Source organism: Pseudomonas japonica, from assembly GCF_900188455.1.
Classification (GTDB): domain Bacteria; phylum Pseudomonadota; class Gammaproteobacteria; order Pseudomonadales; family Pseudomonadaceae; genus Aquipseudomonas; species Aquipseudomonas japonica.
Genome location: NZ_FZOL01000004.1, coordinates 37,293 through 50,682, shown reverse-complemented (window position 1 = coordinate 50,682; position 13,390 = coordinate 37,293). Strand labels below are relative to the sequence as shown.

Annotated in this window: 14 protein-coding genes; 8 read left to right on the top strand and 6 right to left on the bottom strand. The window is 50.6% G+C overall.

What is annotated here, in order from left to right:
• Window positions 1-28: 28 nt before the first annotated feature.
• A complete protein-coding gene (locus CHB99_RS06535) occupies window positions 29-1,048 on the top strand; it encodes an SIR2 family protein (RefSeq protein WP_042121021.1) in 1,020 nt (339 codons plus the stop codon).
• Here the strand turns inward: CHB99_RS06535 and CHB99_RS06530 are convergent.
• From CHB99_RS06530 to CHB99_RS06520, 3 genes are read right to left on the bottom strand one after another with little or no spacing between them, the layout of a single operon-like run.
• Window positions 1,045-2,028 carry a hypothetical protein gene (locus CHB99_RS06530; protein WP_141137265.1) on the bottom strand — a complete coding sequence of 328 codons (984 nt, stop codon included), beginning with the start codon at window positions 2,026-2,028 and terminating at the stop codon, window positions 1,045-1,047. The two genes, CHB99_RS06535 and CHB99_RS06530, sit on opposite strands and share 4 nt — an antisense overlap.
• A complete protein-coding gene (locus CHB99_RS06525; RefSeq protein WP_042121019.1) occupies window positions 1,973-3,982 on the bottom strand; it encodes an ORC-CDC6 family AAA ATPase in 2,010 nt (669 codons plus the stop codon). The genes CHB99_RS06530 and CHB99_RS06525 overlap by 56 nt, the downstream gene beginning before the upstream one ends.
• Before the next feature lie 5 nt (window positions 3,983-3,987).
• Window positions 3,988-4,893, bottom strand: a complete 906-nt coding sequence (locus CHB99_RS06520; protein WP_042121018.1) for a phosphoribosyltransferase-like protein — start codon at window positions 4,891-4,893, stop codon at window positions 3,988-3,990.
• 810 nt (window positions 4,894-5,703) lie between these two features.
• Here CHB99_RS06520 and CHB99_RS29465 point away from each other — a divergent pair.
• The 3 genes from CHB99_RS29465 to CHB99_RS29460 are packed head-to-tail and all read left to right on the top strand — an operon-like array spanning window position 5,704 to window position 8,822.
• A complete protein-coding gene (locus CHB99_RS29465; protein ID WP_141137264.1) occupies window positions 5,704-7,242 on the top strand; it encodes a COG1470 family protein in 1,539 nt (512 codons plus the stop codon).
• Window positions 7,239-8,309, top strand: coding sequence for a cytochrome-c peroxidase (locus CHB99_RS06515; RefSeq protein WP_084702481.1), 1,071 nt, complete (start codon window positions 7,239-7,241; stop codon window positions 8,307-8,309). Before CHB99_RS29465 ends, CHB99_RS06515 begins: the two co-directional genes overlap by 4 nt.
• A gap of 21 nt (window positions 8,310-8,330) precedes the next feature.
• A complete protein-coding gene (locus CHB99_RS29460; protein ID WP_141137263.1) occupies window positions 8,331-8,822 on the top strand; it encodes a hypothetical protein in 492 nt (163 codons plus the stop codon).
• A gap of 308 nt (window positions 8,823-9,130) precedes the next feature.
• Here CHB99_RS29460 and CHB99_RS30525 read toward each other — a convergent pair whose 3' ends face one another.
• Window positions 9,131-9,577: a DUF4238 domain-containing protein gene (locus CHB99_RS30525; protein ID WP_369403345.1), complete on the bottom strand. Its 447-nt coding sequence runs from the start codon at window positions 9,575-9,577 to the stop codon at window positions 9,131-9,133.
• 74 nt (window positions 9,578-9,651) lie between these two features.
• Here CHB99_RS30525 and CHB99_RS30520 point away from each other — a divergent pair, with 74 nt between their 5' ends.
• The 4 genes from CHB99_RS30520 (at window position 9,652) to CHB99_RS29450 (ending at window position 12,285) form a co-directional block, all read left to right on the top strand.
• Window positions 9,652-9,933 carry a transposase gene (locus CHB99_RS30520; RefSeq protein WP_084702479.1) on the top strand — a complete coding sequence of 94 codons (282 nt, stop codon included), beginning with the start codon at window positions 9,652-9,654 and terminating at the stop codon, window positions 9,931-9,933.
• Between the two features lie 25 nt (window positions 9,934-9,958).
• Complete coding sequence (locus CHB99_RS06500) at window positions 9,959-10,798, top strand: hypothetical protein (protein ID WP_141137262.1); 840 nt, start codon at window positions 9,959-9,961, stop codon at window positions 10,796-10,798.
• A 603-nt stretch (window positions 10,799-11,401) separates the two neighbouring features.
• The gene (locus CHB99_RS29455; RefSeq protein WP_141137261.1) at window positions 11,402-11,647 is read left to right on the top strand and encodes a hypothetical protein; all 246 of its coding nucleotides are present in this window, start codon (window positions 11,402-11,404) and stop codon (window positions 11,645-11,647) included.
• Window positions 11,648-11,673: 26 nt separating this feature from the next.
• A complete protein-coding gene (locus CHB99_RS29450) occupies window positions 11,674-12,285 on the top strand; it encodes a hypothetical protein (protein WP_141137260.1) in 612 nt (203 codons plus the stop codon).
• Between the two features lie 183 nt (window positions 12,286-12,468).
• On the opposite strand, the gene CHB99_RS06490 is transcribed toward CHB99_RS29450, so the two are convergent.
• Window positions 12,469-12,798 carry a DUF6388 family protein gene (locus CHB99_RS06490; protein ID WP_042121015.1) on the bottom strand — a complete coding sequence of 110 codons (330 nt, stop codon included), beginning with the start codon at window positions 12,796-12,798 and terminating at the stop codon, window positions 12,469-12,471.
• Between the two features lie 85 nt (window positions 12,799-12,883).
• Window positions 12,884-13,162 carry a hypothetical protein gene (locus tag CHB99_RS06485; RefSeq protein WP_042121014.1) on the bottom strand — a complete coding sequence of 93 codons (279 nt, stop codon included), beginning with the start codon at window positions 13,160-13,162 and terminating at the stop codon, window positions 12,884-12,886.
• Between the last annotated feature and the right edge of the window lie 228 nt (window positions 13,163-13,390).

Here is a 13,390-nt window from a genome sequence, read left to right as displayed (position 1 = left end):
GCTGCAGCACCACGAAGAGCGAAAGATCATGCACAGCTTGTTGCTAGGGAACGGCGTCAACCGGGCTGCGTTGCAGAAAGACTGGACACAGATCCTCCGCGAACTGGCCACGCAGTTCGGCGCAGATGAATTGATCGATCACCTGGGCAATAAGCCTTTGTCCATGTTTGTCGAGGAGCTGTGCGCTCGTTCACCCGGCCCGTTCCAAAAAACTGAAACCGCTGTGAAAGTGGCATTCGCAAAACTGCTGGAGCAGATCAACCCGACTGAGGCACACCGGCGAGTATGTGCACCATTCAAGGTCATCCTCACTACCAACTACGACTTCACCATCGAGGAAGCGTTTACAGGCCCACTCCATACTCCAGACTTTCTGTCTCCTGAATCTCGATACAGCCTTTTCCGCCGCTACAGAGCAGGCGAAAGGGAGGTCTGGCATATTCACGGCGACTCAGCCAGACCCAACTCGATGGTGCTGGGGTACGACCAATATGCCGGCAGCCTTCAGAAGATTCGTAATTACGTCACCGAAGGTGTCGAGATCAAGAAACTCGGGTACCGCGTATCCTCTCCAGTCAGAAATGGAAATCTCGAATTCACGTCGAATAGAACCGTCTATTCCTGGGTCGATCATTTCCTCAGAGATCACCTCCACATCGTCGGACTGGGGATGGACTTCACCGAAATCGATCTTTGGTGGCTGCTCCTCCATAAGCGCCGACGCCTCAGTCAGACAGGCAGAGTTTTTTACTACCAGGCTGGACTCACTCCAAGCAGCGAGACGGCTGTTACGTCACTGATGAGGTCCCTCAACGTGGAAGTCGTTCACGTCGTGGCAGACAGTTGGAACGCGTGCTATCTACAAATCGCCGACGAGATTGAGCGCAGAGTAGATGCGTACCCTAATCTGCTGCCGCGACATGACCGTTCAGTTGAACGATGCAGCTCCCCGCCCCTCCAGAGCCAAGGGCAAAAAGTAAAACAGGGCAGCTTCAGGTTTCCTGTCACTCCTGAAGCCCTGAAGCGTTGTAAAAGCCTCCGCTCTTAAGCCATTTCTACCTCGTACCAATGCATGCAATGCACACCCGTGGTACGACCAGGCTTTCGCTTGGGGTGATCGAATAGAACTCGAGCCCTACGTTGGGCTGCGCAATACAGAGCCGCCCCGATCGCCATCGGCTTGGTACCGAAAGGGCAGATAGCCAAGCGGTTGCACGCGCTCCTTGAGGTGAGTGCCGAAGCCTCCTTCATGAGCAGATCATAGGCAGCTTTGGGATTATTCGCTCCGCAATACTTAACGTTCGCATCGGACGTTTCCAGCAATCGACTATTGGCCATGAACGCCTCAAGGTCCCACGTCGCCTGAAATGGAGGAATGCCAAAAACTATGGTCACCTTCCGAATGTGCTGACCATCATCTTCATTGAGCTTCTGGGTAAGCCGCCCCCCTTCAAAGCCCAGGAACGCGACAAGATGCACCGCATCATTCTGGGTCAGCAAGGGAATGAATGGCGGAATCGGCTGCCTTGAAAAACCACTGCTGAGATCAAACGCTGCCCCGTGGACTGCAGGCTCATCAAGGTTGCGGCGTACATATTCCTTTGGCTCGACATACAGGAACCCAACTCTCGGCTTCCTATTGCAAAAGGTGTAGGCGTAAAGCAGCAGCGCAATTTCCGAAAAGTCTAAGGAGGTAGCGTCAACGACGATTGAGGATGCTCTGAAATCCCGACAAAAGTCCTCAAATCCGGCATCGGTAACACGGTACGGATTGCCGCCAACATTCAGAACTAAGGTCTCAGGATCGTATTGCACCTGGACACTGCGTCGCGCCAACAACCTAGAGCGGGTGACGGAATAGTCGGTTCTGTCATCCAGACCCTCCACGCCCGTGAAGGCAATTTCCATCTTGGCCAGAGCGTTGAGGCCTGGCTCATCAATCAGGTCTTGTCTGATAAAGCGCACGGTAACCTCAGAACAGGGAGCCAGTAATCTGAGCAGTGATGTCGTCGTCTTGAGAGTCGACAAGCTGCTTCACCAGCGTTTCAAAGCTGGAGTCCGACTGAGCCAGAATGATGTCGAGCTCCGCCGCGGTGAGTGTGATCTTGCGTCGCTTCCGATAGCTGATCCTGAAGTGCGGGGCATAGATAGCATTCAGAACCAACTCAAATTGCGCCGTGTCCACGTCAGCTTTATTTTTGGTGTCCTTGGTCTCCCGAAGCACGGACCAAATTTTGGCCTCTCGCAAAATCATCTGAGCATCTGCGGAAAGGCCTGCTGTATCTGCTTCGTTGATCGAGAAGTGGTTGATCTCTGGCTCGCTCTGGCTACGACGCCTGTTATATGCCTCGAAAAGACCACCGAGACGCCGAGCGAACTCCAACAGCCGATACCCTTGGGGGCCCAGTTGCATGATGTCGCCGAACATAGCATCCGAGACTTGTTTAACCGCAGTCGCCTGCGTGTCATAGTCCACCCGCAGCACTGAACCGATGTCATTGGCCGATTTGCGCTGATACCCAAGAAGCAGAGTGTTGTGGCAGAGCTCTTGGAAAAACCGCAGGTTAGGCGCCGCTATCTTGCAGAACCGAGAGAAGCCGGAGTAGAGGATGTTGGGCCTCCGAGGCAAGCCCGCGTAGAGATGAAAAAGGCAGCCATAAAGATTGTTATCAACCCAGCCCCCCTGCTTGTGAAATGGGTCGGTCTTGGAGCGACCACTCACTAGCACTTTCTGGAACAAGCCTAGGGCCTCTTTCCCAGATTGCGTCTTACGATTGAGAATCGCACCGAGAACGACAGTGGCTTCCGGGACACTCTCATTGATCAGATCATCGACCTCTACGGTCCTTTCCAATCCTTGGAACTCCAATCCTTTTTTGATCATCTTCCCAACCCGTTGACGGAGCGATTGGTCTTGAAGCGCCATACGGGCGATTTCAGGCGCACTCAGCTCGGGGAGGATTTGCTTCACACAGTTGACCACGTCCTGCCGGTACTCCTCAGTAAGCCGGTAGGCCAGATGCTTCGGATCGTGAAGCAACTCCGGCCGAAAAGCGGGGCAAGAGATCACTCCATCGGCCTGGTAGATCCGAAATAGAAATAGCTCCGCAGCCAAGACATCGAAATCGCTATCACGGGCCAGGTACGATTCGAGATCGATCGTTCGGATGTCATGAATCTCAGCGATCCGTTCTACGCCGCTAGTTTTCAAATCGGTAACCGCGTCCCGCTTATGCGCTATGTGCACCGCAATACGCTGGCTCGGGTGCTTGATGGCATCGCAGACAATCTCACGGTGCCGAGGCAGCAGGTTCTCGAACTCATCCACAAAGACGCGAAATGCTATCGCCTCCAGACGTGGCGAATGCTTCGCCAGATCGTTCGCCAAGGCGGTGAGGATGACTGAAAAGTGGACGAACTGCGGTGGCTTGCAGTGATCAGGGTTACGCACCCAAAGATCAAACTCAGCCATGCCCTGCTCAATCTTTTGTTGCAATGCATCAATGCTGGGCTCGGGCAATCCAAGTTGATTGACCAGCGTCGCTCCCAGACGTGCACTTTCAATGCTGAGTGGACCATTGGCCAAGTTCGTCGCCGCATCGATCGTTTTGATGGCTTCGCAGATTTCGGCAACTAGGCTCAGCGTAAGGTAATGTGAGAACGCATGACCGTCTCTTTGACCCTGCAGCCAGTCAGACGTCATCAAGGAACAGAAGCCAGTGTCGGGACGAAAATACAGTCCAAGGTTCGAAAACGCCTCGTCACCGATATCCTCCCTGTCCCCACTGAAGGTGGACCCGTGGCAGAGGAACTTCAAAAACATCGTCTTGCCACAACCCCGACCGCCCAAGATCCGCACTGACTTCTTGTCTTGGAAAATGCTGATGTGCTGGAAGAACGGCGGAACGATAAATTCCCGGAAGACATCAGGCGGCAGGTTGTCAGCTCGGTTCTTCAGAAACGCATCTGCTAGTGCTGGCATGGAAGTCATCTCTTGAACAAAGGGGTCCAGTTGTCCGATCCCGCCCACAGCAGGGACAGCGAATTGTTGGGTGTGGAATGCTCGAATCCGAGCACAAGTTCCAGCCCGTGCCTCGTGGTTGGCGGAATGCCTTTGTCTCTGGTCAACTGGTCGTAGAAAGCACGCGCGTCCGCAGCGGTATTGGCATCATCGATTGCCCACAGGCCCGGTGTCTTTAGCGACTCACTGAAGAACCTATGACGCCCCTCCAGCACCTCTATGGGAAGTACCGTCAGTTGAGGGAATTTCTCGAGAGCTTTGATGCCGTCCTGGAAAGCTACGAATGGGCAGTACACCATGTGCACGTCTTTAAGATCTTCCAGCTTGTTATCTCGTAAAAAGTCATTGAACTGCTTACCCGTCCCCAACATGTCATCGACAAACACAAGGCACTTAACCTGCTCAGGCAACGGATGTAGCCTGTCCGGCCGGCAAGTGAGGACCTTGTTGATGCCGGCGTGTCGCTTGTAGTGGCGGATTATGACAGCACCACTTTTCCCGGTGTCCGAAGCCTTTTGGCCGTCGACTCCGACAAAACGCAAGGGATAGGACGAGTCGGGCTTACTCAATGCCTCCAAGAACGCCTCGATACTCGAGTGCGAATAGAGTTTTCGTTGACGGAGGTAGGCAGGAAGCACGCAATGCAGCAACTGGTCGATCGAGCTTTCAATCATGCTTTGCGAGCGGAAAATCAGCCGCTCCAGGACGCGGGCAGCGAAATAAAGTTCTTCATCACTTTGGAAGTTATCGAGCCAACGGTCGAGGGTGGACTCCTCGGTGCTGGTGATCACCCCTCGCTGCAGCATGCCTTTGAAACGACGCTCGACTTCGCTGTAAAGGGAGTAATGCCTTTCGGGGACGTGGAAGGGCATGGAGCATCCTTTGCCAATATGGGTCTGACTCGCAGAGAGACCAATCCCTCCGGAGCACCTGCGGCAGCGTCAATGCTAGCCTTTTGCCAAGATTGCTCACTCTCGGGATCCGAAGCAAGCGTCTTTCATCCATTGCTGCCCTGCTTAGTCGCGCCGTGTGCCTAGGTTGAGCACGGATATTCCGCTGACGTACGCGGTTGCGGCTGATTGACGACACGCGCCCATCGAGCTCATGCATCGAATGGTCTCAACGCCCAGCGGTCAACTTGGATGCATCGATGTAGCTCACATCTAGCCACCGTCTCCTTGATCGGCTCGATTTCGGTAAGCCGATTGCCGAACATACGGCTGCGACCCTTGTTGCGAAATTGCACCTGACTTGATCAAGCGTTTGCATCCCACTTAGCCACCTGTTTTCATTCGACTTGACTAGCCATTCGCATTGGATGTGACCAGAGCACCGGTACGCCTCAATCGGCAGGAATCGACCCAAAGCTGTCCTTTGCAAAGGGCAGCAGTCGGCCAATAGCAGACACCCCACTCAGGGTCTAAGCGAAGCGGACTCCGTTGCATTTTGGACAAACGACGCCAAATCCAACTAACGATACCTAACTTCCTCCCATTGGCCATGACCATACCAGGAAATTTATAAAGCTGACTCAGTAATCTGGCCATTCGGAATAACGATTATAGATAAAAATTATAAGAAGATCGGCAAGCCCCGCATATTTAGCTACTAATATTTCCCATTTGAAAGCCAACATCGAAAGGCGAGCAATAGTCTGTACAAATCAAGATGCGGGAACATATATGACCAAGCCATTGCACACATTAATAGCATTAGTCTTTTACTCTACTCCATCCATCTGTCTATCGTCAGTCGACCTAGGAATTGCAGACGATGAGACATATAAGAGACCTAATGCTTGGTCGTCTCATGAGGTCAGTCCCCATCCTGGAGCTAAGCTACTAACTTCCGATGGTGTTAGTGCTGGCAGCAGACCGGGGGTATCTATTGCGTGGAGAAATGCCAACCAAGTAGAGGAAGTTGAGGTCAGAGTAATCAATAAGGGAAGCGAAGCAGGTGAGGGAAAAGTAACTGTAAACATTCTTAGCGAGTCCGGAAAAAACTTACTTCATTTAGAACCACCTGAAGATCAGAAGAGAATAAGAATCCCTGCGTATGATCGAGGGGGCAAAGAAGGGAAGGTTTTAAGAATGAAGGCCGAATGGGGGCTAAACGCCTTAATAGACAGATTTGATATAGCCCGGACTAGATATCATGTTGAAGCAACCGTTGAAACGGTTAATGCAGAAGACGCAAACCTACTAGACAACAGAAAAACGAAGTCCTGGAACATCCCGTTTCGTGTTAACCCCAAAAAACTTAACGCATACAATTACACATTTACAAACCATGGTGATACTGAGAAGAATCTTCGGTTCATGTTCGAGCACTCTTCCTACCCGGAAAATTGGGAAATAGCAGGAATACCGCCGCTTGATACTACTTTCACATTAAAGCCTGGCGAAACCGTTAGCGGAGCTTTGACTCTTAACGCCCCAGAAAAAATATTAGATGGCGCATTCCTCGAGTCAAGAATCAGCTTGGTGGACACAAAAGATAACTCCATCTTCTTACAGAATGAATGGTTTCAGGTGTTCGACACCATCCCGCCTGTGGTAACAGACTATCGCTTAGTGTCACTTGATGATGGAAGGCTGGCTATTCAAGCTCTAGTTTCAGACCAAGGATCTGGAATATTAGAGGCAACAGGGGTCTCCTCAGAGTTCTCTGTTGATGGAGGAAAAACCTGGGCAAGGAAGGCTCACAACTATAAGGTAGGAAATTTTGTCAGGCCAACTCTTTTTGAAACAGTAATAGGCCCTTTCAGGAAAGACACTACCATTCAGTTAAGATTTACTGCATTTGATACAGCAGGAAATGCTGCAACGATAATACCCACTGACGCGTCTTCATTCGTCGCTCCCCCGGGGGCAGACGAGCTATTACAAAATGCATATGTTTTCCCCAGAACGCAAAAAAATCCAATATTTGAGATTGATCAGCTCCAAAAAATCCAACAAAACCTAAAAAAACTAGAAGCCAAAGGAGTCGAGTTGAAGTCTATTGACTTCTCAAAACCCAATGCAGTAGGTGTCGACCCTGCTCGTCTGAAAGAGTTGGGCATTGGCCCAGACAGAAAGCAAGAAGTTCTTGCCGACCTAGAAAGGATTAGAGACATAGATTTAGATTTCAATAAAGTATCCACCTCAAAAATCAAAAGACTAGATACTGATATCGATAAAATGCTCAATATGACAACCATTGAGGTCAAGTCGAGATGAGCATTTCGTTAAAAAAAACCTTTCCCGTCATAACGGCACTAAGCTCTCTTGTTATGACTTCTGTAGATGCATATACGGCGCAGGGTCAAGATCAATTTATCCTCAAAATCCCGTCTGGATTGATAGAGCCAGATATTCCAAATAATAACCCTCTGACTGAACGTAAAATCTCGCTTGGAAAAAAGCTATTCTTTGACCGTCGACTCTCTCATGACTCTGTATTAAGTTGCTCAACTTGCCATGATCCAACTCTCGGCTTCGCAGAAAATAGGACAGTAAGCTTCAGTGCTCATGGCAAAAATCTTGAGCGAAATGCCCCCTCCGTTTTCAATACAGGCTACTTACCAAGTCTTGGCTGGGACGGAAGGTTCAGCTCACTAGAGATCCAAGTCTCACAGCCTTTCTCACAAGATAACGATATGGGAATAACAATTGATGAGGCGATATCAAAAATCGAAAGCCTCCCGGATTATCAAGGACTTTTTGAAGATGCGTTTGGCAGATCGATTGACAGCAAAGCAATCGCTGAAGCCCTAGCTTCTTATCAACGCTCGCTTGTTTCAGGAGACTCAAGATTCGATGACTACTTATTTAAAGGAAACCGCGAAGCCATTACCAAACAAGAGCAACGTGGCTATGAAATTTTTATCGGCAAAGCCAGCTGCATTAACTGCCATGATATCTTCCACCCTTCAGTGAACTCCCTTGGCGGCGGGTTTGCAGTATTCTCAGACTTTAGATTCCACAATCTAGGTGTGGGTTATGAAAATGGAAAAATGAAAGACACTGGTCGTTATTGGGTAACACGGAAAATGGAAGATTGGGGCGCATTTAAAACTCCCATGCTTAGAAATATCGAACTTACACCACCATATATGCATGATGGAAGCTTGTCGACCCTACAGGATGTTGTTGAGTTTTATAACAAAGGAGGAATTAAAAATCCCAACCTTGCCCCAGGCATCAGGCCACTATATTTGAGCGACGATGAAGTCCAAGCTATTGTAATGTTTTTGAAAAGCCTGACAGACAAAAATCTATTAAATGACGAGCTAGCGAATAAATGAAATATCATTTAGGGGCAAGCGATGACCTATGTAACTTCCCAGAATAAAATCAGGCAATTTGTCTTCCGCGAAAAGGTGGTGATGGAGTCCGCAAGAACCAAACTGCCTTCCGTGGTCGATTTTATAACAGGAGGAAATTTCAAAGGTGGCTGGTGGGCACTGCCAAATTCATCCGCGATTTATAACACCCTAACTAAGCTGCGCGACTCGCCCCAAATACTTGTTTGTAAATTGGTTAGAGGGAAGGTGACCTATGTGAGCCATGATATTCTGCCATATTTAATCTGCCTATCAGCAGAGCTTCCTGCTGATGCATTAGCTCGCATTACGGAAGTACATAGTGGAAATGGCAGACACACCTTAAACACCGAGAGTCTTAGTAGCTGGGCATCACAGGTAACAATGGAGCATGCACGTTCAATAAGTCGCGAGAGTGCAATAGATGAAATTGCCAAATTAGCCCCACATCATCGTGAGCTCATGTCCGAACTCAAAATTGCAGATCACAAGTGAATCACTCCACCTGGCCCACTCTGAATCGCCCCTAGTTTCGTAGGTACACGCAGCTTCAAAGGAAGCCTGCTAAACCAGAGCGGTACAATCCGCTATTGGCCAGTCCCAGCCTGCTACGACAGGCAGCTTTTGGCCGAAAGCGGTCATGCGCGATTAGCCGCTGTCGACCCAAAGCGGTTATTCGATCCGGGGTAACCGAGCAGATGACGGAGCACCTCTCCGACAATTGCATCGCTGGCTCGTACACACGAATCAATCTTTGGCCAAGCTAGGTCTGCAAAGACTTGAACTACCCAATTCCGGCCCATTCACCTCTGCATTTCTCTTTCAGCCTCGCACTGATCTGCATGCCAGTTTTGCCATGCAGATAGCTCATTCTTGAACGTTTCTGCGCACACAAACCTTCGTCGTACCTTATGCACGTCACTCGGGACGCGGGCGAGAACGTAGCGATCAGCGTGCTCGATGATGATCTTCTGAATTAAGCAGGCCGTCTTGATATCCAGGGTGGTACCACATGGCCTAACCTTGGTATCGATGCATGTGTAGAGCAGATGCTTAGGGCTTAGTGGGATGAGTATGTCTCCATTTTTGACACCCCACCCGCCGCCAAAGTCATACTTCTGAGCACTTTGAAAATTGAGACGTATGAGGGGATTGTCGGATGTAGGCCACGACATGCCATTGGGGGCATGCAGGATGGTCCACTTGTGGCGGGGCAGCTTACCGAGCGTTTCGGTAAGCTGCCTCCTCATCTGCCAGAGCCACAGCCGTCGCCCCACAATGGTTTCAGCCCTCACCAGGCCGCCTCTTTCTCGTTAGGATTCTCATGCGCCAACGAAGCTCTTACCCCAAATCTTTCAAGGCCCAAGTCGTGCAGAAATGCCTGCAACCTGGCGCCACGGTTTCCAGCGCCACTATCAGCCACGGCATCAATGTCAACGTGATTAGCAAGTACCTAGTAACTTACCGCAATAGGGTGGTAGCGCCATTTTCTGCGTTCGTCCGCTGCAAATCGCGCTCAAGCGGCTTGCTGCTGGCTTGGCTTGAGTCGAAAATACAGACACTTGGCAGCGAGTGTAAGATAAAATCAAAATATACAGATTTTTAGTAATAACCGATGATTGGGGGTTGCGGTGACTGTAGTAAGTGCATGGGTCCGAAGAACTCAGCTAGGGGCTGAGGAGCTGGTTATCGCCTCTGACAGTAGGTTATCAGGCTATGGCTCACTGGACTGTAGCCCAAAGATCATTCAATTGCCTCGGTCTGATTCGCTGATTGCTTATTCGGGTGATACGTTCTTTGCCTACCCTGTTATACATCAGATTACCGAGGCCATCAGGGGGAATCGTTCGATTCATGAACGTATAAAAGATTATGGGGCTTTCAGAAACTACGTTTTGAAGATTATGAACGAAATGTACTCGTTTTTTCACGGGGCGCCGAAGGAGCTTAAAAACCCAGATACTGGTTTCATCTTGGCAGGGTATTCTTGGTTCAAGAAGGAGTTTATGATCGATGTCATAAGCTTTAGGAAGGGATCAAAACGGTTTGAGCATCGGCCTGTCGGGGATTTTTTTGGCCGGGGCAAGGTTTGTTTTACTGGAGATATGGGGAAGGAAGGATTCAGGAGGCTTCGACAGGCTTTACTCGAGAAATACGGTTCTCCCCGTGCAGATGAGAGCGGAGATGTGATGGGCTATTTGAATATGGAGCCTTTCGAAGTTATTCGGGACATGCTGCGCGAGGCCAATGAGAATACAGCGAGTATTGGCGGCGCACCTCAGGTTGTGACGGTGGCACAACACATGAATTCGCGGCAAACGGCTATCTATTGGCCAAGCAGAGAGTCTGGGAAGATCTTCCTCGGTGGCGCTCCCGTGGTGGATTTAAATTACTTGGACAATTGGATCATGGATCCGGACACGCTTGAAAAGTCGCACCTGCACTACAGGTCGCATGGTCAGCGAGAGTAGGCCGGGCGGTGTTTCAGGCTGAATATGATCTTGCTTAGTGAAGGCGTCGCCCTGCGAGCTACAGTTGGCCCGCCGCCCCCTGGCCCGTGCCTGGTTCTCCACCTTACATAGGTAAGATTGACCCGCCACAGCGATGGTCGCAACTCGGCCCAGAGCGAGCGTTCACTTGCTCCGGTTTTCTCAGAAAAATGTGGCAGAGTTTTTAGCTAGGCACCATCGCCCTTATAGCTGAGATCGAGCAGTTTACTTCGCCAGACGCTTACCTGCCATTTGTCCGTGTTCACTGTGAACGGCCGCTTTGGCTTGAAAGCAGCCATCCACAACCGGCAGCTACGACCCAAAGCTGTCCTTCGCAGAGGATACAGCCCGGCTAAAAGCGGGTTTCCAGGCTGCATCCGTCAGCACTATTAGTACGAAAGTCGCGGCATTGAAGTTGTTACCAGTTCAATCGGCACCGACACCTCACCAAAGTTGGTTAGACACAGCAGCGGATGGCCTCACCGGTGTATTCACTGAACATGGAATATCAATTAGGCCCTAATATAGCGAGCACGCTAGCATTGATTCAACGCCGTGTGCCAGATCTGCTTTCGGAGTTATCACATGCAAAGACTGGTCACGTCGAATGCAAAAGATTGGTCAGCATCGATGCAAGTTACTGGTCAAGTGCTGGGCAGTTTCCCATCCAGAGCAGTAAGGCGACTGTACGAATTCGGAATAGTTGAGTCTTTTCTACGTTTTGTGTTATCTAACTTTCTCTCCGACGCTCAGCGCTACGGGTTCGACGAGCATGGGATTGCTCAGACGCCAGAATACGTGGAGCAGGAGAAACAAAACTCATTGCCTTGAGCTGGCCCTTTCGGTTTAGGAAAAAAATGCGCAACCTCACACTGCTGTCTGCATTCTTGATAGTCGGATTAGGCGTAGTCGAATCTGTCTCCGCTTCTGTGTACCCCAGGCAGCCGATAAGCATCAGTCAGACAGTGATCAATGAAATTTCTGAAAGTCTGTCGGAACCCATCCGATCAGACTTTCAGGTGTTGGCGCTGATGGCGTTCGGCAAATCCACTTCGCCCCCCTCGCGATCAGCACCGATTTATCGCGTTGCTTACAGACCTGGACGGGCGACCTATGTCTCAGTCATTAAATCCTATGCATCAAAAAATGGGCTTAATGTTCTTTACTGGGAGACGTCTGTTACTAAGCTTGTTGAAAGAGAAACGGGGGGAAAGTTCATCGTTACTTTGTCTATGGCCAAGTGCAAAAACAAATCAATAGCCCCCCTATACGACGTCAACTTCGCCCATGATGGGCATGTTCTTGACACGTACGTATTCTCCGAGATTGGGACGGTTCCTATCACCAAGGGTGGCATTGACGATGACATGCTCTCCGTTGTCTGCGGGACTACTAACGAAGCAGAGGCTGTGAGCGACCCGTTGAAGGATGCGGCCGGGCTCTTCGGTGAGTATCACAGCGGTACTTGACGGACATTCGGGCACCGCCCCAGCAACGTGTCCTGAATCACTAGGAGGTGGAAGAGAGATGCGAACGAGTGAATATGTGAACACTATCGGGTCGCACTGAGTGCGCGGTCCGTATGGCTGATGAGATACTTGGGCTTTACTTTTGAAGGCGAATATTGGAGCTGCCGCGGAGCCCAGTCGTCATCATTCAAAGATCCGGTTCATCTCCTTGTACTCATCCCACTCGATGCCAAGTGCGTCGGCCATCCTGCGATGGGTCCTCAAGCGCCACTCTTGAGCTTGCTGAGGAGAATCAGCAACAAGCCTGATCACAAACTCATCCAGATCGAGGCCACGCGTCTTGGCCGCTTTGGAAAAGACCTCATACCGCTTCTGCTGGCGGTAGTCCTCAATTGATAACCCGATCGCCTCAATTTCACGGACGTCTGCTGACTCAACCTCAGCTTGAGCCTCGGGGTGTTCCGCGAAGAACTTTTCGTGTGCGGCAGCGTACCGATCTTCGTAGCTCGGCATAGTAATTCTCTCCCTGGTTACTGATGGTAGTGCCTTAAAATCGGCTCGGATCTCGCACGAAAGCTCACATCACACCACGAACCACTCAAACCTGCCTAACCGAGACCAGCTCGACAAAACGATACTTCTTCCGAGCAGCTTTCGTAGCCTCCTGTTCGGCCAGCAGCGTGCTCAACGTATCGGCGTCATGCACAAAGTCGAACATCTTGCCTTCGTACTCATTGCCCACGCGCAGGGTTACCCTCAGTCGCGACCGACTCACCCTACGATTGGCCTTCATCTCAGGGGGAGGGTTCACCGACGTGCTCGCGCCTGATCCGCCAAACAACGCCTGGCGCATCTCTTCCTCTAAATCTGTCGTCATAGCCTTCTACATAATGAGATGCAAGATGGCAGCTGAGCGTCAGCTCAGGCCTCCGCAGATGCAAGTATCCCGCGCACTCGGTCGTTCGGATAGGCACAGGGAATTCTCAACGGTCTGTGGAGAAAGGGCAATTGCTGTGCCCTAAGCACGCCCTCAAGAATAAAGCATCGCATCAGAAACGAAAGTGCAGTATGGGGCTGCATCCTGCCCGTTCTTCAAAGCACAATA

Coding starts and splice junctions, on each gene's coding strand:
- CHB99_RS06535 (WP_042121021.1), top strand. CDS start 29: ATGCACAGCTTGTTGCTAGGGAACGGCGTCAACCGGGCTGCGTTGCAG.
- CHB99_RS06525 (WP_042121019.1), bottom strand. CDS start 3,982: ATGCCAGCACTAGCAGATGCGTTTCTGAAGAACCGAGCTGACAACCTG.
- CHB99_RS06520 (WP_042121018.1), bottom strand. CDS start 4,893: ATGCCCTTCCACGTCCCCGAAAGGCATTACTCCCTTTACAGCGAAGTC.
- CHB99_RS29465 (WP_141137264.1), top strand. CDS start 5,704: ATGACCAAGCCATTGCACACATTAATAGCATTAGTCTTTTACTCTACT.
- CHB99_RS06515 (WP_084702481.1), top strand. CDS start 7,239: ATGAGCATTTCGTTAAAAAAAACCTTTCCCGTCATAACGGCACTAAGC.
- CHB99_RS29460 (WP_141137263.1), top strand. CDS start 8,331: ATGACCTATGTAACTTCCCAGAATAAAATCAGGCAATTTGTCTTCCGC.
- CHB99_RS30525 (WP_369403345.1), bottom strand. CDS start 9,577: ATGAGGAGGCAGCTTACCGAAACGCTCGGTAAGCTGCCCCGCCACAAG.
- CHB99_RS30520 (WP_084702479.1), top strand. CDS start 9,652: ATGCGCCAACGAAGCTCTTACCCCAAATCTTTCAAGGCCCAAGTCGTG.
- CHB99_RS29455 (WP_141137261.1), top strand. CDS start 11,402: ATGCAAAGACTGGTCACGTCGAATGCAAAAGATTGGTCAGCATCGATG.
- CHB99_RS29450 (WP_141137260.1), top strand. CDS start 11,674: ATGCGCAACCTCACACTGCTGTCTGCATTCTTGATAGTCGGATTAGGC.
- CHB99_RS06490 (WP_042121015.1), bottom strand. CDS start 12,798: ATGCCGAGCTACGAAGATCGGTACGCTGCCGCACACGAAAAGTTCTTC.
- CHB99_RS06485 (WP_042121014.1), bottom strand. CDS start 13,162: ATGACGACAGATTTAGAGGAAGAGATGCGCCAGGCGTTGTTTGGCGGA.